This window comes from Nocardia sp. NPDC049737, from assembly GCF_040674755.1.
Classification (GTDB): domain Bacteria; phylum Actinomycetota; class Actinomycetes; order Mycobacteriales; family Mycobacteriaceae; genus Nocardia.
In genome coordinates, this window is the sequence record NZ_JBFANH010000039.1 from 45,012 (window position 1) to 65,244 (window position 20,233).

At 65.3% G+C, this 20,233-nt stretch carries 15 protein-coding genes; 1 reads left to right on the forward strand and 14 read right to left on the reverse strand.

Going from position 1 to position 20,233, the window contains the following annotated elements; translation table 11 throughout:
- Positions 1-2: 2 nt before the first annotated feature.
- From eccE to AB0J47_RS36615, 13 genes are all read right to left on the reverse strand, one after another.
- Positions 3-1,736, reverse strand: a complete 1,734-nt coding sequence (gene eccE, locus AB0J47_RS36555) for a type VII secretion protein EccE (RefSeq protein WP_364357198.1) — start codon at positions 1,734-1,736, stop codon at positions 3-5.
- Positions 1,733-3,091 carry a type VII secretion-associated serine protease mycosin gene (mycP, locus tag AB0J47_RS36560; protein ID WP_364357201.1) on the reverse strand — a complete coding sequence of 453 codons (1,359 nt, stop codon included), beginning with the start codon at positions 3,089-3,091 and terminating at the stop codon, positions 1,733-1,735. Before mycP ends, eccE begins: the two co-directional genes overlap by 4 nt.
- Positions 3,091-4,626, reverse strand: coding sequence for a type VII secretion integral membrane protein EccD (gene eccD / locus AB0J47_RS36565; RefSeq protein ID WP_364357204.1), 1,536 nt, complete (start codon positions 4,624-4,626; stop codon positions 3,091-3,093). Before eccD ends, mycP begins: the two co-directional genes overlap by 1 nt.
- Positions 4,623-6,008 (reverse strand): AAA family ATPase, encoded by a 1,386-nt coding sequence (locus tag AB0J47_RS36570; protein WP_364357207.1) that lies wholly within the window; start codon positions 6,006-6,008, stop codon positions 4,623-4,625. Before AB0J47_RS36570 ends, eccD begins: the two co-directional genes overlap by 4 nt.
- Before the next feature lie 245 nt (positions 6,009-6,253).
- Positions 6,254-7,084, reverse strand: coding sequence for an ESX secretion-associated protein EspG (locus AB0J47_RS36575; protein WP_364357210.1), 831 nt, complete (start codon positions 7,082-7,084; stop codon positions 6,254-6,256).
- Between the two features lie 83 nt (positions 7,085-7,167).
- Positions 7,168-7,470 (reverse strand): hypothetical protein, encoded by a 303-nt coding sequence (locus AB0J47_RS36580; RefSeq protein WP_364357213.1) that lies wholly within the window; start codon positions 7,468-7,470, stop codon positions 7,168-7,170.
- A gap of 45 nt (positions 7,471-7,515) precedes the next feature.
- Positions 7,516-7,860: a hypothetical protein gene (locus tag AB0J47_RS36585; RefSeq protein WP_364357216.1), complete on the reverse strand. Its 345-nt coding sequence runs from the start codon at positions 7,858-7,860 to the stop codon at positions 7,516-7,518.
- Between the two features lie 43 nt (positions 7,861-7,903).
- Entirely contained in the window at positions 7,904-9,262 is a 1,359-nt protein-coding gene (locus tag AB0J47_RS36590) for a PPE domain-containing protein (RefSeq protein WP_364357219.1), read from the reverse strand.
- A 31-nt stretch (positions 9,263-9,293) separates the two neighbouring features.
- Positions 9,294-9,611, reverse strand: a complete 318-nt coding sequence (locus AB0J47_RS36595; protein ID WP_364357222.1) for a hypothetical protein — start codon at positions 9,609-9,611, stop codon at positions 9,294-9,296.
- Positions 9,612-9,717: 106 nt separating this feature from the next.
- Entirely contained in the window at positions 9,718-13,728 is a 4,011-nt protein-coding gene (gene eccCa, locus AB0J47_RS36600; protein ID WP_364357225.1) for a type VII secretion protein EccCa, read from the reverse strand.
- Positions 13,725-15,275 (reverse strand): type VII secretion protein EccB, encoded by a 1,551-nt coding sequence (gene eccB, locus AB0J47_RS36605; RefSeq protein ID WP_364357228.1) that lies wholly within the window; start codon positions 15,273-15,275, stop codon positions 13,725-13,727. Before eccB ends, eccCa begins: the two co-directional genes overlap by 4 nt.
- A gap of 4 nt (positions 15,276-15,279) precedes the next feature.
- Positions 15,280-17,034, reverse strand: coding sequence for a type VII secretion AAA-ATPase EccA (gene eccA, locus AB0J47_RS36610; RefSeq protein WP_364357231.1), 1,755 nt, complete (start codon positions 17,032-17,034; stop codon positions 15,280-15,282).
- A 528-nt stretch (positions 17,035-17,562) separates the two neighbouring features.
- A complete protein-coding gene (locus tag AB0J47_RS36615; protein ID WP_364357234.1) occupies positions 17,563-18,600 on the reverse strand; it encodes a C40 family peptidase in 1,038 nt (345 codons plus the stop codon).
- Positions 18,601-18,751: 151 nt separating this feature from the next.
- On the opposite strand from AB0J47_RS36615, the gene AB0J47_RS36620 reads away from it, so the two are divergent.
- A complete protein-coding gene (locus tag AB0J47_RS36620; protein WP_364357237.1) occupies positions 18,752-19,960 on the forward strand; it encodes a hypothetical protein in 1,209 nt (402 codons plus the stop codon).
- 29 nt (positions 19,961-19,989) lie between these two features.
- Here AB0J47_RS36620 and AB0J47_RS36625 read toward each other — a convergent pair.
- The coding region (locus AB0J47_RS36625; RefSeq protein WP_364357240.1) for a hypothetical protein at positions 19,990-20,233 on the reverse strand (244 nt) is incomplete at its 5' end.

Sequence of the window (20,233 nt, forward strand, 5' to 3'; positions counted from 1 at the left end):
CATTACCGTCTCGATTCGTCCGTTCTCGCCTCACCCGGTTGCGGAACCGTTGCCGGCTGCGCGGGCAGGTTTCCGTTGTCGTTGCGCGCGGGCGGGCCGATCGAGGCGTCGTAGTACCTGGTCTCGCCGCGTGGCTCGATCAGATCGACTCGGACCGTGCGCATCGGAATGCTGACGTCGACCGCGGTGGCACTGACCTGATTGATCGCCAGATCCACCGACCGGCGCCGCGGGGTGCCCGGCTCACTGATGGTGACGGTCGTATGCGCCGCGGATACCTGCGGGGGCACCTGGTCGAAGACCGCGATGGTCGCGGGCGGCGTGGCCGAATCCGCATCCGGATTCACTTCCCGGCTTTCGGTGGCCAGGCGCAACGAATTGGGATCGCCGACCGCGGATACCAGCTGCGACCACCGATCCGGGCGGGCCGAATGGACCTCGACATCGGCACCGACGACCATCGCGCGCAGCACGATCTGTTGTGCCACCGCCAGATTCGCGTGCACATCGATGGTGCGCCTGCGCGGGTTGTAGCGCGCCGGATCGAACAGTGGCAGCGCCAGGGTATGTCGCGGCTGTCCGCTGATCGCGCCGAGAATCTGGCCGTTGGGACCGATGGTGACGGCGAGATCGAGTAGATCGTCCGGCGTGATATCGACGCCGGTTTCGTCGACCGCCAGATCGTGCACCGACGTGCCGGTCGGCAGTGTCGCCAGTAGAGCCGTCGACTGTCGGCCGCCGAGCGGACGCAGGAATCCGGGCGGTTCGCTGGTCGGCGCTGGCCCAACACAGCGGACGAGACCGCGTGAGCCGAGCGCACCCCCGGCCAGACTCACTACAACGGTGGTCCGGCCCCGGTTCCAGGACCAGCAGTCGTCGAGTCCGGCATCGTCGAGCTGGGTCCAATCGATCAGGAAACTGGTCACCAGCCGCCCCGGTGCCGAGGATTCCAGATGGCCCCATTTCTCGCGCAGGTCGGACAGTTCGACACCGGCGTGTAGCAGCCGAGTCGCGTCGCGCAGTGCGTCCGCGGGCAGCGCGTGGGCGGCGATACCGCGTTCGCGCAGCCGGCCCGCGATTCGGTGCGCCGCGGAAGCAAGTGCCTTGGGCGCCGATACCGCGACCGGCCCACGGCGCGACAGCGCCGACAGGTTGCGTTCCTGGTCGAGGCGCACCACCAACCAGGTCACTCGGCTGCCCACCACCGGATGAGATCCGATGAGCTGGTCGTAGAGCATGCTGTAGCTGCTGGCCGGACGGACGCGCTGACCGGTGGTCACGATATCGATATCGACGGTGATGCCGAACTGATCGCGCAGCGGCAGCAGTGCACCGACCGGCACCACATCCTCGGTGTAGAGGCTCTTCTCGGAAATGACGGTCGGCAGATCCAGATTCGGTGCCAGCTGGATCATCGCGACCAGCGTCGAGCCCGCCTCGTGCACACCGCAGACCCCGGCGGCCACCTCGACATCGCGCAGCGCCAGCCGTTCGGCACGCTCACGTGCCCTGGCCTCGAGGCCGGACCGATACGCACCCCAGTCCAGCAGCCAGCGCGCCGTGGTACGGCCGTTGACCCGCACAATCACCGTCACCAGCAATGCGGTCACCACCGCGGGGCCGACCCACAACGGGACCCGGGCCCACAACCCGACCAGCACGAAACTACTGGCGATCACCACCACGGCAACCGGTCCGCGTTCGAGACCGCCGACTCGAATGCTCGGAAAGCTCACCGACGTCTCCCGATCACCTTGTTCGCATAACTCGCGCCGAGACCGAATATCACGGCCGCCGCGATGATGATCGTAGCCACGACCGCGGGTCGACGGTCTCGCGCACGCGGCGGCTCCGGCATGACCAGAGTCGATGATCGGAACAGCCCGGCCGGCGGCTTGGGCGGTGTGCGAAAGCTCAGCGCCGCAAGGGGATCGATCACGCCCGCGCCCACGGCATTATCGATACCGCGGGCCGGAGCATGTGCGCTCGCCTGCAGCCGCGCGCTGATCTCCCCTGGGGTCTCATTCGGAAAACGTGATCGCAGCAGCGTGGCAGCACCACTGACATACGCCGCGGCGAAGGATGCGCCGCCCACCGGTACCAGCTTGTCGGGCGAGCCGACGCCATTGATCAGCCCGCCACCGCCCGGCCCGAGCGATTCGATGCCGGTGCCCGGCGCGGCCACCGAAACCCATGGCCCGGACAGCGAATCCGCCATCGGCGCACCGGTGGCCGTCGTGAAGCCGACCGTCAGCACGTCGGGTGCGAACCAACCGGGTACCGAAATGGTCTTCACCTGTTTCCAGTTCCGGGAATCGAGCGGTTTGGCCGGATCGATCGCCGGATTCTGCTCGCAGCCAGAGCTACCGGTATTGCCCGCACCGGCGACAATGAGCGCACCGCGAATGTGCACCGCGTATCCGATGGCCGCCGACAGGATCGACTGATCGACCTTGGCATCCACTGGAACACAGACCGGCAATGCCACGGTAATGACGCCGGCCCCGAGATTCGCCGCATGTGTTATGGCGCGGGCAAGGGTCCGGATCTCAAGTGAAAGCTGTTGATTCGCATCACTATTGGCGCTGTTCTCGGGACTGAACGCACCCGATCGGACCCGGATGGAAATCAGCTGGGCATCGGGCGCCACCCCGACGAAACCGTCGCTCGTACTCGCCGAGGCGCCGATGATTCCGGCGATCAACGTCCCGTGCGCGTCGCAGTCCGACAGCCCGTCACCGCCGGTCGCGACATAGTCCCCGCCGCCGGTCAGATTCGGCAGCCGCGCACCGGGCGATATACCGGTATCGATCACGGCGACGGTGACACCACCCCCGCGACTCAACGCCCGCGCGCGCGGCAGATCGAGCGCTCGTTCCGGCGGCGGCGCCTGGGTCAGATCGCTGTCGGGCAGCACGCCCGCGGCCAAGCAGCCCTTGTCCTGTTTGGTCGGTGCTTCCGGTCCGGGCGGACCATCCGCAGGCGGCGTACCTACCACCACCTGCGGCGGTTCCAGCGCACTCGCGGGCGCGGCGCCAATGGCCAGCGCCACCGCGGCCAACCCGACGGCCGCGGCCTTGCCGATCCGCATCAGATCGCTCGCATCGCCGTGTAGATGCCCATGATCCAGAACGCGATGACGGGAACGATGAGGATCAGCGCGTATTCGATGAGGTCGATGACCCGGCGGGTGACCGGCGAGAGCCGACGTCCCGGCAACCGGGTCGCGGCGACGCAGCCGACGATACCGGCGAGCGCGACCACCAACGCTACCGCCAGGCGCGCGAATGCCGTGTCATAGGCTCCGACCAGCACGAATGCGACGCCGACCACCGTGATAGCGGCCGCCGTGAGCAGGGAGATGGCCTGCACCAGGTCCGGATACCAGCGCGCCCGCATGGCCAGCAGACCGGCAACGGCCGCTGCCATGACGATTTCCCGGATACCGCCCGGACTGGCCGCGGCCGACAGCACGACCGACACCGACAGCAGCACCGATACCGCCGCGATCAATCCGCGCAGACTCGTCACCGCGAGCCGCGCGCGACCCTCGATACCGTGGCCGAGTTGTTCGCGGCGCAGTTCGGCATCATCCTGTTCCGGCTCCGCATCCCTGGCGGCCTCGGCGTCGAAGATGTCCGTCAGGCTCGTGGGGGCCACATCGGTGCCCGGATCCGGCAGGTCGGGCGGACGGATTCGCGCGGCCACCACGGCCAACCTCGGGGCCGAGGTAAGCAGCACCAGTCCGACGAATACGGCGCCACCGGTGACCTGCCGCACCGAAATATCGAGATAGGTCACCGGCAGCACCATTGCGGTAACCACGACGCCGAGCACTGTCACCGCCATCAAGGTGGCGATGCCGAGCCGGGTCAAGCGCAGCATGGTCGCTGCGGCAATGGCGGCCACCACCGACCCCGCCGCCACATTCGCAGCGGCGAAGCCGCCCGGCTCGTCATAGGCCGGTGGCACCAGCATCGCGCCACCGGCGAACAGCAGCGGAAGGGCGGCCAGGGCCAGGCCGAGGCAGACCCGCGGTGCGGCCCGACGCCGACCGGAGACCAGCGCGGCACCCCAGCAGATCGCCCCGAGCAACAGGGCGGGCAGCCCGCACCACAGGATCGAACCGCTCTCGGTCCACGACCACGACAGCAGACCCGCCATGGTGGCCGAGCCGACGCCGAGCGCACTCAGGCCGACGATCGCCGCGGTCTCGACGTTGAATTCGGCGAATTCGCGCTCATTGATCATGGCGAGCGCATCGGTGATGTCCTCGACGACCGGTGTGAACACCTCCGCCGATTCGACCACCGAAAGCATGAGCACGGTGCCGTCGACGACATCGTGGTCGGCGAGGCTGCGCCAGCGCGGCATCGGCGGTTCACCGGGACGGCCCAGACTCCATTGCCCGCTGGGCGGTGTGAAGTCGAGGTTGTCGTCACCGATCGCGCGCACCAACACGCCGAGCAGGTCATCGATGAAGGTTTCGATCGTGAACTTGGTCGGCACGACCACGTCGACCTGATAGGAGGCGACCAGGACCGCGATCCGGGCCCGAGCGACCTCCGCGGAAGGCGGCGGCGCCGCCGGCGACGGCGGGGGCGCGGGCGCTATGGCAGTGCTCATCGCCACTCTCCGCGGTCCTGAGACGGACGCTGGGCCTGGTAGCCGTCGAAACCGTCGGCCAGTGTCGCGGCCAGTTCCTCGAAGGCGAGCAAAGTTTCGGAATCGAGTAGCCGCAGATCGACCGGCCCACCCTCGGCCAAATGCTCATCGTAGGGCACCACAAACGTCGGCCGCTGCGCGGTCGCGAACAGCTTCTCGATCTGGTCGACCTCGACGGTCGGCTTGGTCGGGTGGTGGTGCATGATCGCGACGATCGACTTGGCGATCAGATGCTGCATGCCGTGCGAGTTCAGCCAGTTGAGGGTGGCGACCGCACCCTTGACACCGCCGACGGTGGCCGGGGTGGCCACCACGACCGCGTCGCTGGTCTGCAGCACGGTGCTCGTCGCCGAATCCAGCACACCCGTACCACAATCCACCAGCACCAGGTTGTAGTGCCTGCGCAGGATCTCGACCGCCATCGAGTACTCCCGGCCCGAAAGCGCCTCGGTGGCCTCGGTATTCCACGGCGACGCGATGACCGCGAGATCGGCGTCATTGATCGAGGTGAACGAATGCACTGCGGAAAATGCCTCGAGATTCGATGAGCGCACCAGATCACGCAGGGTCAGGCCATACGGATGCGGGCTCGTGCGGGTGGGCAGATCGCCGAAGTCCGGATTGGCATCGACGGCCACTACCCGGTCGGGGCGCAGATGCGCGAAGGTGGAACCGAGAGTCGCCGCGAGAGTCGTCCGGCCGACACCGCCCTTCACACTGATCACCGCGATTTGATAGGGGGCGGTGAGCTGTCGGCGAATCCGGCCGCGCCGGTCTTGTTTGCGTTGTTCGGCCGGTGACAGTCCCAGATTGAAGCCGACCTTGTTCAGCGCACCGCGCATGCCGCTGGTGGACTTCAACTGCGCACGCCGAGCGGCCGCGATATCGGAGAGCAGATCCGCCGATGTCAGCGCGGGCAGGACCTCAACACGCTCGGACGGATCATGGGACGCGTGTTGGATGCGGTCCGGCAACCACGACGCGGGTTGCTCCGCGGCTCTCGGAGGTTCCGGGTTCGCGGCGGATTGCCATGGTGCGCCAGCGGTTTGGGCCGAGGTCTGGGTGGATTGCCATGCCGCCCCCGATGTTTCGGCCGTCGCAGCCTGAGCCGGATACGCTGGCGGCGGAGTCGCGGTGGTAGGCGGTTCGACGGTGGCCTGCGGCGTGGCAGTAGGCGCAGGCCTCTGCACCGACGGCGGGCCGACGACAGGCGCGGCAGCGGTATTCGGCTGCGGCGGTTGCGCGCCGGATACGGGAGCGCCGACACCTTCCGGCGCGGCGGTCTGGCTCGGCGGTTGCGGTGGGGCCCCGATCACGGGCTCACCACCATCGAAATGCGGCACGGGCGGAACCGTACCGCCCGGAGCACGATCCGCCCCGGCGGAAGGTCCGGTTGTGGCCGATGCACCGGCCGCGCTCGAAGCCGCGGGAGCCGATCCGTCCGCAGCCGGGGGACCGCTCTGTTCGGGAACGGGTGAGAAGAAGGCATCGTATCCGCCTCGAGCCCGGACGGACTCGGTCGAATGACCGTTCAAACTCGGTGCTCGGTTCACTTCGCTCATCCTCTCGAAAACACTGGCGGCACAATTCAGTCGGCGCGGCTGGTTTCGAACCAGCTGCGGCTGGGTAAAAGATCGACCAGTGCCCCTACGCCCGCATGCAATGCCGCGTCGTCGCCGGGTGCGTATGTCGACCACAGCTGCCCGTCCATCGCAACGCTCGGAGTCACAATGATCCGCCCCGAAGGGGCGTCCAGCACGCTCACACAGAATCCGGGCTGCGCCTCACGGCCGTCGTGGTGCTCGATCACCACCACCTCGGCCCGCCTTACCACCTCATCCATTACTCGGCTCAGCACTCCGGCGGTATGCGGTTCGGCACCGAGTTCCACCAGGGCACGCCGCCGTTCGTCCTGGTCGTCGGGCACCTCCCCGAATTGTTCGGCGGTCGCAGTCACCGGCTCGAACCGCACGGCAGGCATCGGACCGAGCGCGGCGCCGATCGCCGCGGTCAGCGTGCCCAGCTGGCGATCCGGCTGGAATACCGACTGGATGACCACATGGTCGTCGGAGCGCACCGCGAGCACATGCGTCTCGCCCGCGCGCACCAGCGACAACCGCAGCATTGCCTGCGATTCGTCATCCCAGCCGGCATCCAGGATCCGGGCAACCAATTCCACATCCGGCCGGTAAAGACACCGCAGCCAATGCTCGACGACCGGGTTGACCACGCCGTCCTCGAGCACGCCCACCTTGGTGAGCTGTTCGACGACAACGGCGTCTACCCGGTCCCGGTCCTCGGGCCGATAGATATTCGGCAGCAGCGCCAATACCGGCGGATAGGAGTCGATGCCGACCAGCCGCTGAAGCAGCAGGGCGGCATCGACATTCAGGTCGATTGCGATTGGATCGTCTTCCACACCTTCACCGAATGTCGAGTAATCGGAAACAGCCCGGCCGCGCCGCGAAACATGCAACGGTACGGAAAGGGACGGCGCGATCGTTACGCCCTACCGCCTGCGAACCTATTTCCCGCCAGGTGATCGGTGTGGTTGATCTCGAGGGCGGCCGCCTCGACAGCGTTGTTCAACTTCTGGACCTGCGTGTCGTAGGCACTCAGGTCGTTGTTGTAGCTGGTCATCGTGCCGTGGTACGCATCGCCCATGGCGCCCTGCAGCACGGCTTCCAACCCCTTCTGGAGCCCACGCAATCGCTCGGTGTTCGTCATCATCGCGGTGACGAGCGCCTTGACATCGCCAACGGCGGTTGCCGCGGCGCCGTGATTGAGGTGAATAGGTTTAGTCATCGAACTAGTCCTTCCTAATTTCGAGTACGGCGGTTACCTGAAACCTCACTGAAAATTCAAGTTGAGGTTCTGCGTGGAGTTGACCCCATCGCCACCGATATGTGCCAAAACCTTTTGAGCTTCGGACATATCACTATCATCGAAACTGACGCCGTTTATTTTCATTATATCGATGATATGCTGCAAATCCTTGGCAAGATTCTTTCCCTGCTGGAATGCATCACCCATCGCCTGTTGGACCGCATCACCGGTATTACCCTTGATCGCGCTGTGCAACTCGATCGCGGCGCCCTGCATCCTTCCGAGATGCGTTTCGAGCTCACCCATACCGATGGTTGTGTTATTCGCGGTGGTCTGGACCAGGGCCGGATCGACATCCGTAATGGCCATTGTTATTCCTCTCCATCATTTGGATATTCGGCCTCGGTGTGCTTCACCGGGGACGTTCTGCCGAGGCGAGTACGGCTTCGTCTTCGACTCGCTCGATGACGCCGACTGCCAGGACCGGTTCGAGCACGGGCTCGTCGCGTCCACTGCCGTCCGCGTACTCGATAACGCCGATGACCGGAGCTTTTTCGAGTACCGGCACTTCCTGAGGTTCGCCGGGTACGAATACCTTCGACGGCCTCTTCTCGTCGTCGCGGCGACGCCGCATCCGAGACTTGGGCGCGACCGCACCACGCGGCGGCCCGTTGCGCGGCCCCATCGGACCTGATCCCGTCTGGGCAGGCGTAGCACCGAAGACCCGACTCGCACCCAGATTCCAGTTGGAAGGCATCCGGAATCCAGTCGAAGCGCCCGGCATTGATCCGACGCCGCCGCGCAACATATTGAGCGCGACGAGGCTGCCGACCCCGCCGTTCAATCCCGCCAGTGTCGTCGAATACTGCGATGTGCCGACGAGTTCCATCTGGTCCGCCGAACCGTAGTCGAGGCCGTTCGCGCCCGAATCACCGCTCAGCGCACCGGGATCCGCCTGCGGCGCCAGCTGTTCGGGATCGGTGGGTGTTGCCGAGTTCGTCGGATCCGTCGGTGTGGGATCGGTCGGCGAATCATTGCCGCCCGAGCCGCCGTTATCGGATCCACCGGTCTCGTTGTCACCACCGCCGGTGTCGTTCGGACCTCCGGTGTCCGACGGGGTATGGGTCGTCGTCGTCGTTTCGGTCGTTCCGGTAGTGGTGTGGTCGGTCCCGTCGTAGGTCGTCGGGTTGTCGTAGGTGGTGTAGTCCATTTGCATGCCCGGATCACCGCCGGTCACGATGGGGGGCGCCTCGATCGGCGGCGGAAGCGCCGCGAGCGTGGGAAGCAACGCTCCGGCATAGCTGACCATCACACCCGTAGCAGCCGCCTTGATCGCGAAATACTCCATCTCCTGGGCGATCAGCAATGGACCGGTCGGCGCCCCCATGGCGGTCGTGGCCACCAAGGCGGCCTCCTTCAACCGGAACTCGGCCAGCCACGCGGCTACCCCCGCCATGGCGGTCTCCGCGCCGGAGTAGATACTTGCCACCTGGTCGGCCAACAGGCCGGTTTGCTCGGCCACAGTGGCCTGCTCGCGCAACCACATCGCATGGTTGCGAAATGCCAGCTGCGCCTTCTCCGCCGACAGCCCTTGCCACGATCCGCTCATTTGGGTCATCGAGCCCTCGGTAGCCGCAGCAGCAGCGTGCAACTGCATGGCCATGGCCTGATAGCCCGCCGACGTCAGCAGCGTTCCCGTGATCCCGGGACCGCCGAGTAGTCGGGCAATTATTTCCTCGGGTGTTTGCGCGATGAAAAAAGGCACGAGCATATCATCATGCTTTCGCTCGGGCTATCCTCGATTACTTGCCGACCATCACGGTGTTACTGATGACCTCGACGCCGCCACCCACATCCGTAACCGCGTACGAGACACCCACTTCGGGTAGTGCCTCCGCACCGTTCACCCCGTGTACGACTCCGTTTGCGGTGCAAGGGATTACAAGCTCTGCCTGCCGACCGAATGCGGTGGGAATGCATGCGCTCACATCGTCCAATCCCGGCGGAAACGGGACTGCCACCGTCGCGACCGAACCGAGCATCTGCATCAGATCGGCGGCACTGACACCGAGCTGCGAGGCGATAACCGGGAGATAGTCCGGAACAACATCCAGGTTCATGGAAGTCTCCTAACGAGAGGTGCCGACTCTTCGCGAGTCGATACACCAAGAACGCTAAGGCATTCCCAACTCTGGGAATGCGCACGGAAAAGTCCTTGACCAGGGATCATTCCGGCTGCGGAGTCCAGGCGGCCTGCACGAGATCCTTGCGGGAGTGCAACGGCTCGACGAAGATCCCACGCCCGACGGGCTGCTTGCTCGGCTTTACATCACCGATGAGCATGCCGTCCAACTTTGAACCATCCATGATCAGTCCGGAGCTGTTGAGATTCTTGAGCTGCCCGAGCACGTTGTCGTAAAGCGCCATGTCGGCCTGGGCGATATTGCGCGCCACGATGAGATGGAAACCGGTATCGCGGCCGTCGACGATGAGGTCGCGCAGCGCGTCCAACGGGTTGATCGAACCGCGTGGCGCCACCATGTGGTAATCGTCGACGACCACAAAGATCTCCGGTCCGTTCCACCATGAGCGGTCCCGCAACTGCTGCGGGGTGACTCCATCAGGTGGACGGCGTTCGCGCATCTTCGCGGCGAAGGCAGGCAGCCCGTCCTTCAGATCGCGCTCGCTGGTCAGATACCCGACAAGCTGTTCATCCGGAATTGTCTCCATGTGCTGGCGGCGGTAGTCCACCAGGAGTACCCGGGCCTGGTCCTTGGTGAATTGCGTCCGAATCGACTCCAGCATCGCCGCAAGCACCGTCGATTTGCCACAGCCCGACGAGCCCAGCACGACCATATGTGTCGAGACACCGAAATCGATGGCGGCCGGTCGCAGATCGGATTCCCGCACACCGAACGGCACAATCAGTCGCTGTGCCAGAGTGGTCGGATCCGGCCGATTCGCACGGATCTCGGCCAGGGTGATCCGATCTGGCAGCAGCTTGACCTCGGGTGCCCGGCGTCCTTGGTATCGACGGGTGAGCTCTTCGATCGCGCCCGCGATACCAGCGGGCGCCGACTCGGCATCCCCGACACCGTCGATGCGCGGCAGCGCGGTGAGCATATGCAGCCCATCGTTGGAGAGGCAGCGTCCTGGACGATCCGCCGGAATCGCCGTCACCACGCTGCGGTGTTGTGAAAAGACGGTGTCGGTGAGGTCACCCAGGCGCATTTCCAGACGCGTCTGCAGCAGATCCTTGATGTTCGGGCGGATGGCGGCCCAGCGCGAACTGCTGACCACCAGGTGCACGCCATAGTTCAGACCCTGCAGCGCGATCGACTCCATGACCGGTACATATTCGTCGTAGTACGGGCCGTTGACCGAAAAACCGATATCCCATCCATCGATGACGAAGAAGACATCGCCATGTTCGTCACCGTGGGCCGTGAGCTCCGACGACTCCCGCGGCACCCCGCGGCGACGCCGGAACTCGCGCATCGACTCGATACCGAGTTCGGAGAACAGCGCCTGCCGACTCGCGAGAAGATTGGTGATCAGGGCGAAGGTGCGCCGGATCCGGTCACCGTCGCGCGCGGAGGCGACGGATCCGATGTGCGGAACATTGCGCAATGGAGTCAGACCACCGGAGAAATCGAGACAGTAGAACTGCACCTGTTCCGGAGTGTGGGTTAGCGCGGCCGACATCACGAAGGTCTGCAGTGCGGTCGACTTGCCCGACTGCGGACCACCGACGACGGCAATATGCCCGCCTGCGCCGGATAGATCCACCGTCCACACGTCCTGACGTTGCTGACGCGGCTTGTCAATGATCGCCAGCGCCATCTGCAGTGCGCCGGGAGTGACCGTTCGGACCAGCCGATCCAGGGTGGGTGGGACGCCGAGCGGCGGCAGCCACATCTTGTGCGCCGGACGACCATGACCGGCCAACTGCTGCAGCACGGTCTCCATCAGCGTGACCGGTTCGCCGTCGGGATCCGCCTCGGGCGCGATCGGGTCGGGTGCGACAACCGGCTCCGACCGGACATTGATGATCTGGGTGGCGGTGAACCGCTGTGGCGGCCGGTATCCGCCGCCGATTCGACGCGCGCGCTGCGCGCTGGCCGTGGCGGCCTGGGCAGGTGCGGTGTAGCTGGAACCCACGTAGGCGGCCTGGAATCGCTGCAGATCACCCGAACCGACCCGCAGATAACCCGAGCCCGGCTTCTTCGGCAAATGGTAGGCATCGGCGGTGCCGATGGCATCGCGGGAATCAGCGGTCTGGTTGGTGCGCAGCGCAATTCGATACGAGAGATGTGCCTCGAGCTCACCCATACGGTTCGCGGGCACCTTCTGCGAGGCGAGCAACAAGTGGATGCGCAGCGAGCGGCCGAGTCGACCGATGGCCACGAACAGCTTGGAGAAATTCGGATGCTGTTCGAGAAGTTCGGCGAATTCGTCCAGGATGATGAGCAGGGTCGGTAGCGGCGGTAGTTGTGCGCCCTGTTCGCGGGCCCGTTCGTAATCGGCGACGCTGGCGAAGTTGCCCGCATCGCGCAGAATCCGCTGCCGCCGGGCCATTTCGCCATTGATCACGTCTTCCATACGGGTGACGAGATCGGCTTCCTCTTCCATATTGGTGACCACGGCGGTGACGTGGTGCAGCCGGTCGAAGCCGAGGAAGGTCGCACCACCCTTGAAGTCGACCAACAGCATGTTCAGCACATCCGGCGAATGCGTCGCGACTGCCGAAAGCACCAGTGTGCGAAGGAATTCCGACTTTCCGGAGCCGGTGGCGCCGATGCACATGCCGTGCGGGCCCATGCCCTCCTCGGCCGATTCCTTGATATCGAGGAAGACGAGTTGACTGGTCGGATCGTGGCCGAACGGAATATTGAGCCGCGCCCGATCGCTGTCACGCCTGCGCGGCCAGTGCAATTCGACCGAAATATTGCCCGGATCCAGAATGCCGACCATATCCTCCCAGGAGGTACCGCCGCTGGCCTGTTCGGCGGCCACTGCCTCCACCACGGTCGACAGGCGGTGTGGAGAAAGGTTGCGCGCCAACGCGGTTGCCGCGGGTACCGACATGGCATCGGACGTCCCGACCCGGCGCGGACCACGCGCGGTAACCTCGTGCAGGTCCCGGTTCTCGCTCACCATGAATTTCAGCGCCCGCGGCAGCGTCTGTTCGGCCGCTCCGAGCCGCAGCCAGGTGCAGCCGTCGACACCGGAGATATCGCGCTCATTGGCCGCCCCGCCCACATCCACGATCAAGATGTAGTGCGTGCGGTCGAGTGTGGGTTGTGAGTTGGCGGAGAACGGACCGCGATTCAGACCGGCGAGAACCTTTGTGCGCAATTCCGATATGGACCGGTACACCATCCGGCTCGATCCGATGGCGTCGGTCTCACTGGGATGCTGTGTGTGCGGCAACCACTTCAGCCAGGACCACTCCGGTCCGTCCGGGTCCGACAGCACCGCCGCAATCGCCACCTGGTCGGGTCCGTGCAAAACCGCGATCTCGGCGATCATCGCGCGCACCAGCGCCGCCACCGCACCCTCGTCACCGTCGAATCCGACCTGTGGCGCCGACAGCAGGTTGATCGCGACCGGCATACCGCCGACGGTCGAATAGGCCTTGGCGAACCGGGTTACCTCGACAACGCCCACCGGATCCAGATCCGCGGTGGGCGCCGCCTCCGGCACGATCACGCGCACCTGGTTGGCGATCCGGCCCCGCCCCACCCGTACCCGCAGGAACTGTGGACTCGCGACCTGCACCTCCCACATCCGGGTGCCGCCGACCAATCGGGAGATCTCCGCGGGGCCGGGATGGGTGTAGCGCAGGAAGGTGAAGAGCTCCGATTCCGCGGCATGGACGGTCTTGCGGTTATCGGCGATCGAGCGCAGATAATCCTTGCGCTCCTCATTGAGCGAGGCCGCGTTGCCGCCGCCACCGCCCGCCATCGATCCGCCCATCATGCCGAACATCGACACCAGCATCATGACCGGGAACATCATCATCATCGGTGACATCTGCCCGCCATTGCGGAACATCATCACCATCATTCCGCCCATACCCGCGACCATCACCACGGGCATGATCATTTTGATTCGGGACGGGGGCACCGGTTTGGGCAGTTCGGTCGGTGGCTGCAAGCGCAACTCGGTTACCGCGGGCGCCTTGGGACCGCGGACGGCGCGCGCCGGGCGCACGAAGCGACGCGTGGTCGTCATGATGTACCGCCCGTTCTCAGGCCGGTGGCCGATTTGTCGGTGGGAATCCCGTCGTGCTGAACGCGGGCATCCTTCTGCGACAGCACCGGACCGACCGCGAACAGCGAGACGATGCTCCACGGCGCGGGCACCGGGCTGCGCAGACCCAGTGCGGACAAGGTCTGGCTACCGGTGTCGCCGGGATCGATGCCGTAGCGCACCCCGCTGTCGGAGATCCAATACAGCGATTCACGCAGAGGTGAGGCGGGATCGGCCCCGGTGACCTGCACGAAACGGCCGCTGCTACCGGGCAGATAGGCCGAATCCGCAGTGGCGCCACCCGAACTCGGCGCGGTCACCAGATCGACGACGCGAACCTGTTCCTCGGTCGTCAATGGCAGCTGCCGACCGACCAGCAACTCGGTACGGGCATTCGGATCACCGTTGTCACGTGACCAGTGGTAGCAACTCACCCCGAAACGGGTGGCATCTACGATCTTGACCGGGCGAGCCGGATAATCGGCCGTGCCCGGCCAAGCTCCCGGTCGCATATTGGCCGTGATGATATCCGGCCCGACAGCCGTGGTCGCGGGCATACCGTGCGAGTCGGCATTGCGGATAATTGCCGCCAATACCGCGCTGACCTGGACCAAGCCCGATTGGGACACCAGGTAGTACGAGGCGCCGCGATCCGGCGTGGACATGCTCAACACCGAGCCGATCGTGACCGACAGTCCGGAACTCAATGTGGTCGAACCGCCCGCGCCCGGGACATCCGGTACCCGTACCGGCGGCACTTCCGGCGTCGCATCGATGAGTCCGCTGGACGCGTTGGGCACCGATGCGGTCGGGTCGATGCCGAGTGCCAATGTGACCGCGGAGTCGGCGAGGCTGATCGCCGCGCGGACCACACCCTTCTCGCCGTCGTTGTACAGCAACCAGGTGTCGTTGCCGTTGCGCACCAGCCGGGCCTCATCGGCACCGAGCGGGCGGATGGCGTCACCGTCGACGGTGAGCGAGCCACCGATCGCGGTCGTGCGGACCGCGGAGGAGGCCGTGGTGGGCAGTCCGGTCGACTGATTCACCGGCGCGGCCGAACCGATGTAGGCGGTATCGCAGATGGCCCACGACGAATCCCGAGTACCGCTGTCGACGATGGTGCCCGGCGCCCCGGGGATGCCGACCCACGGTCCGCGCGGATACTTCGCCAGTACATCGCGGGAGACCGGCACCGGATTCTCGGCTGTACCCGCGATCAGCCGCGCCGAAGTCAAATTCAGCGCCGGATACAACCGGTTGTTGAGGCGCACGAACAATGCGCCACTGTCCTTCTCCGAGACGATATTCGAGTTGCCGACCTGTTTGGCCGGCTTGAAAAATGCCAGCACGGCCGAACCCGCCACCACCACACAGGCGAGCGCGATGCCGATCGACAGGGCGGTGGACCGCCCGCGCTGCGGGTCGTCGACCATCGAGGCATCGCGGCGCACCAGGGCATGTTCGATACGGCGCAGGAGAAATCGCCAGCCGGATATCTGGTGTTTGGTCACCACCCGGAAACGCGCCACCGGCTCAGCCCGTCGGCGCCAAACCTGCCAGCGCGGCCGTAATGTCGAACGCGTCGATGGTCATCAATTCCTCATTGCTCATCGCCGCGACATCCACATTCTCCTTGGTGAAGCGATAGTCGCGTTCGGCCTCCGCGGCCTCGACGACATTGCGGATGAAGCGACCGTTACCGGCCAGATCGATCAACCTGCGACCGTTCTTCGTTTGTCCGGCCAGCTGCTCGCAGCGATCCCGCAGGATCTCCCGCGCCGATTCAGACAGCAGCGAATCCTTTTTGCGCGCAATATGATCGGCGATCTGCGTCAGTTCGTCGGCGCCGTAGCTGGAGAACCGGATGCGCTTGGTGAAGCGCGAGGCGAGACCGTCGTTGGACGCCAGGAACCGGTCGATCTGGTCCTCGTATCCGGCGATGACCACGACCAGCTTGTCGCGATCGTTCTCCATCCGCGCCAGCAGCGTATCGACGGCTTCCTTGCCGAACGCGTCGCCGCCGGAGAGGCCCTCCTGAATCAGTGTGTAGGCCTCATCGATGAACAGCACGCCACCGAGCGCCGAATCGATCAGCGCATTGGTCTTGGGTGCGGTGTGGCCGAGATGGGTGCCGACCATATCGTTGCGCGATACCTCGACGACCTCGGGATTCTCCACCACTCCCAGGCCCGCGAAGATTTTCGCGATAACTCTGGCAATGGTGGTCTTACCGGTGCCGGGCGGACCGGAGAAGATCAGATGCTGCGACTTGGATTCCACGGCCAGACCGCGCTTGGCCCGCACCTGATCCATCAGCACACCCGACTTCAGCCGGTCGACCTGCTCCTTGACCGAATCCATACCGATCTGCGACTGCAGCAGCTCCGAGGCTTCCGCGAGCAGTGTCTCGCGCTCCTCGCGCGCGGCCGATGCCGCGGCCTCGGCCGGATCCGCGCCGGTCTTCGGATCCCATTTGTCGGTGCGCGAGGCGAGCAGGTCCGGCGTGGTGATCTCGAGCCGATACGACTTGTCCTTGACTGCGCGCTGCCACTCTTCCCGCTCGGTCCACAGGCCGGATCCCTGCAGCCCCTTGAGGATTCGGTCGGCGTTCTCGTGATCGCCGTTATGCCGATACAGCATGCCCAACAGGAAGTGCGCATCCGCCCAGATGTAGGACAGATTGCCCGAGGCGGCATCCTCGGCGATGCGCTGCGCGCGCGGCATCGCCTCGCCCATCCGACCCAGATGGGCCAGCGATTGGGCGGTCATCAGTTCGGCCGCGATATCCAGCAATCCGTCCTCGAGCACGGGCTTCGCACTGCGCGCACCGAGCACGTCCAGCCACTGCTTGGTTCGGAAGAACAGTGACATGCGGACGAAATCGGCCACATCGTCGCTGGGCACCTGATCGAGAATCGCCGCGGCCTCTTGCCATTCACCGCCCTCGGCGTACGAACACGCCTGCGCGATCGCGATCTGGTCGCGATCGGCCATCGCGACGCGCAGTCCGTACATGCCGATCTCGACCTGGCACCACAGCGAGCGGTCGACCAGACCCGCGCGCTGCTGGTCGCGATAGAGATTGTGCACGGACCGGTAGGCACCGTAGATCACCTCTGAGGTGACTTCACCGGCCATGGCGCAGCCGAGCCACGCATCGCACATATCCGGATCAAGATCGGTGGCGGCTCGGAACGCTGCCACCGCATGCTGTTCGTTTCGCACTCCCCCGGCGAGCAATCCCAAAGATTGAACACCTGTGTAGAACGCGTCCTCGGCCGCTGACACCTGGACTTCCCTTCCGCCACTCTCGCCTGCGGGAACGATAGACATTCCGAGGCGGCCGCCGTTGCCACCCAATTCCCAACACTGGGAAGCCCCGGTGGGCAGCGAAAACGCACACCCCCAAGTAAAGAGCCGTTACAAATAGCGCCGTCATTCAACGGTAACATTCACCTCGGCGCTTCCCAATCCCACTCCTTCAGGTGGCCATGACAGCGGTCGGCCCGGCTCTTTCCCCAGGTGCCGACCGCTACCCCTGCGAAGATCAAGAATCGACCGACCGGTCGCAGCTCACTTAACGGCACACTATTGATCGCACCGCTATTTAGCGGTAGAGTTCACAGTGGGCTGGCGGTCCTCATCCTGACAGCCCACAACCTCGAGCGGCGGCCTGGAGTCGCAACCCGGCAACAGGCCGCCGTGCGGAACGGATTCCCCACATCCGTGGCGAGTCGCCGAACCCCCCATCCCCGACGGCTCCCCTGGCGGCCGATGGCATTCAGCAGCCATCGGCCGCTGTGCTGTGTCCAGACTTCAGATCACTCGCACAACAACGGCGTCATTGGACATGCGCGACCATTTGACCGTCGAACCCGAGTACGGCGCCTCGATCACCAGACCGTTGCCTGCGGCGAGTTGGACATGCTCGGGCCCCCGCGCGCTGAAGGAGCTCGCCGGGAAAACCAGGTCGCCGGGCTGGACGTCGTGCGGGGAAATTCGAACACCGGAGTAGATCTGATCATAAGTGGTGCGGGGCAATACGACTCGACCGTCGGTGGCCTGTGCGACGGCATACTGGGTGAGTCCGGAACAGTCGAAGCCGCCGCCGCTCGGACCACCCGCACCGCCGCCACCCCAGATGTACGGCGTGCCCAGCCAGGCACTGGCCGCGCTGACCGCCTTGCTGCCGGTGGTTCCGTCCGACGGCACGGGACGCCCGGCGATCGCTTGCAATCGTGAGGTCGCACGGCCCGCCGTGCGCGCCGTGGTGCGCGCTCGGCTCCGGCGACGGCGACGGCTCCCACCGCCTGTTACGCGGCCCCGCGTGACCTGCGGTACGGCTGGCGGCATGATCTGAGCCGCCTGGTGCCGCGCCGCCGAGACATCGGCGTCGACCTGCTTGGTGACTTTGGTGATGGTGTTCTGGGCGGCATCGAGCAGCGCCGGACCGCTGAAGCGGGTATCGCCGACTGTCGCGATCGCCTGCAGACGAGTCTGCAGATCGGCGATCTGATTGTTCACCATGTTGCGGCCGACCATGGTTCCGTCACCGGACGAGGCGACCGCCCGGTTCACGAGATTGTCCTTGCCAGCGTGGGATTCGGCGACCGAATGATGCATACCTCGCATGTCGCCATAGCCGACCATCAATGAACCGCGATGGCCGTCGTCAGTGCGGGCCGCAACCGACGATACGGTGGTCGCCACCGTGCTCGGACTCGGTTGGCCCGAACCGTAAAGGCCGAGTAAAGAGTTCAAGACCCCGTTGAGGTCGAGTGTGAGTTGCGGCGTCATCGGACCGACCCGCCATCGCTCATCATCGACCGCCTTCCGAATCGACGCAGCTGTCATGTCGCCGACGAAATGTAGAAGCTTCTCGAACTACGAAGTCGCACACGACTATGCGGCAATCGCGCCGAGAAACGGAAACGATCCCACTTCCCAGTTGCGGGAAGGCTGGACAATGGTGGACGTCGGGTGGCGGGAAAGGATCTGATTGCGTATGGCGGACGGGAGCACGGAAATCGACCCTGGCGTATTGGGTCAGCTTGCGACCCAGCACCACCAGGTCGCGACCGGTACAGTTGCCTGGGCGAGTGCGCCCAGCGTCACCACCGACCACACCACCGGTGCCGACAAGAAGCTGCCACCCGATCCGCAAGGCCCGCCGCCCGGAGGCCAGAACTCACCCGACGGCAAGAATCCGCCCGGCGACAAAAACCCGCCGCCGGATAAGGACAAGCGGCCCGATCCTCGCGACAAGCCGCCCACCACGGCGAAGCACTATGGGCCGCCTATCGAACTGGATCCCCCGCCGGGCGCCTCAGCGGCGCTGAAATCATTTGTCGCCATGGCCGAGGCCGCAATTCAGTCCGCAGTGGATCTACTCGGTCGTGGTGTTCCGGAACCGCCGCCCGAGGTCGGTGATCTGCTGCGGACAGTGGTGTACAAAGCGCTCGGCAAGGGCGAAGCCACCGTCGCCTACCAGCAGGCCATGGATGCCGTGCGTGCCCGGCAGACCTCACTGCTCCAGTACGACAATGAGGTCGCCAAAACCGCGATCGAAGTCGTCGCCAAAAAGGATGAGACGCTCGCGGCCATCATGGAAATCGTGCACACCCTGCAGACCGACCTCAAGGTGCCGATCACCGGTAAGCATAAGGCCGAGCAGGAAATGAAGCTCATGGAGAAGATCGCCACCGCGGTCGAACAGGTGTACCGGAAGGTCGAGGCGGTCTACCAGAACAACCAGAACATGGCCGGAAAGGGTGGCGCCGACGGCTCCGGTAGTGGCAGTTCGGACAAAGGCTCCTCCGGTAACGGCTCCTCCGGCAACAATTCGTCGGGCGGTAGTGGTGGCTCCGGTGGCGGCGACGGCGGACTCGGGCAGATTTTCCAGACGCTCGCGATGTTGGTCCCGGTGGGAGTCATGGCCGCGACACCCGTGGTCACGGCGCTGATGGAGAACGATAAAGAGCGCAGGGAAAAAGAGGAAGAAAAAGCCAAGGCCGAGCAGGCGGCGCAGGGCGCCACCGCGCCTGGGGCACAGGGCGCCACCGCCGCGGCGACAGTACCTGCCGACCCCAACGCGGCGGCCACGGCCGCGCCAGCAGTCACCACACCTGCGACGCAGGCACCCGCCGCGCCCGTTCCATCCGTGACGAGCGATCCGAGTGCGCCCCCGGCTGTCACCCCCGCAGCCCAGGCCTGACGGCTTAGTCCAGGCATGGGCTGAGCCCCTCAGCCCTGGATGTGCGGCTGCACGCCCGCGCCGACCGGTTTATTACCCGGAATATGTTCCGGGCAGCGGGCATTCGCTATCACATCTGGATTGAGGAACTCCGGAATCTCGCGGCGGAGTAGAGCCTTCCCGCCGCGAGATCGGGTTCTCAGGTCGTGGCCGTGGCAGCTGTAACCGGCGGCGTAGACGACGGTGCCGTCGCCGCTGCGGTCACCGGCGGAAGCGCGGCCTGTTGAGTGGCAT

What these genes read in the sequence shown, in the direction of transcription:
- mycP (WP_364357201.1), bottom strand. Translation starts at nt 3,091, where the DNA reads ATGCGGATCGGCAAGGCCGCGGCCGTCGGGTTGGCCGCGGTGGCGCTG.
- AB0J47_RS36580 (WP_364357213.1), bottom strand. Translation starts at nt 7,470, where the DNA reads ATGACTAAACCTATTCACCTCAATCACGGCGCCGCGGCAACCGCCGTT.
- eccCa (WP_364357225.1), bottom strand. Translation starts at nt 13,728, where the DNA reads ATGACGACCACGCGTCGCTTCGTGCGCCCGGCGCGCGCCGTCCGCGGT.
- AB0J47_RS36595 (WP_364357222.1), bottom strand. Translation starts at nt 9,611, where the DNA reads ATGAACCTGGATGTTGTTCCGGACTATCTCCCGGTTATCGCCTCGCAG.
- AB0J47_RS36620 (WP_364357237.1), top strand. Translation starts at nt 18,752, where the DNA reads ATGGCGGACGGGAGCACGGAAATCGACCCTGGCGTATTGGGTCAGCTT.
- AB0J47_RS36615 (WP_364357234.1), bottom strand. Translation starts at nt 18,600, where the DNA reads ATGACAGCTGCGTCGATTCGGAAGGCGGTCGATGATGAGCGATGGCGG.
- eccD (WP_364357204.1), bottom strand. Translation starts at nt 4,626, where the DNA reads ATGAGCACTGCCATAGCGCCCGCGCCCCCGCCGTCGCCGGCGGCGCCG.
- AB0J47_RS36585 (WP_364357216.1), bottom strand. Translation starts at nt 7,860, where the DNA reads ATGGCCATTACGGATGTCGATCCGGCCCTGGTCCAGACCACCGCGAAT.
- AB0J47_RS36590 (WP_364357219.1), bottom strand. Translation starts at nt 9,262, where the DNA reads ATGCTCGTGCCTTTTTTCATCGCGCAAACACCCGAGGAAATAATTGCC.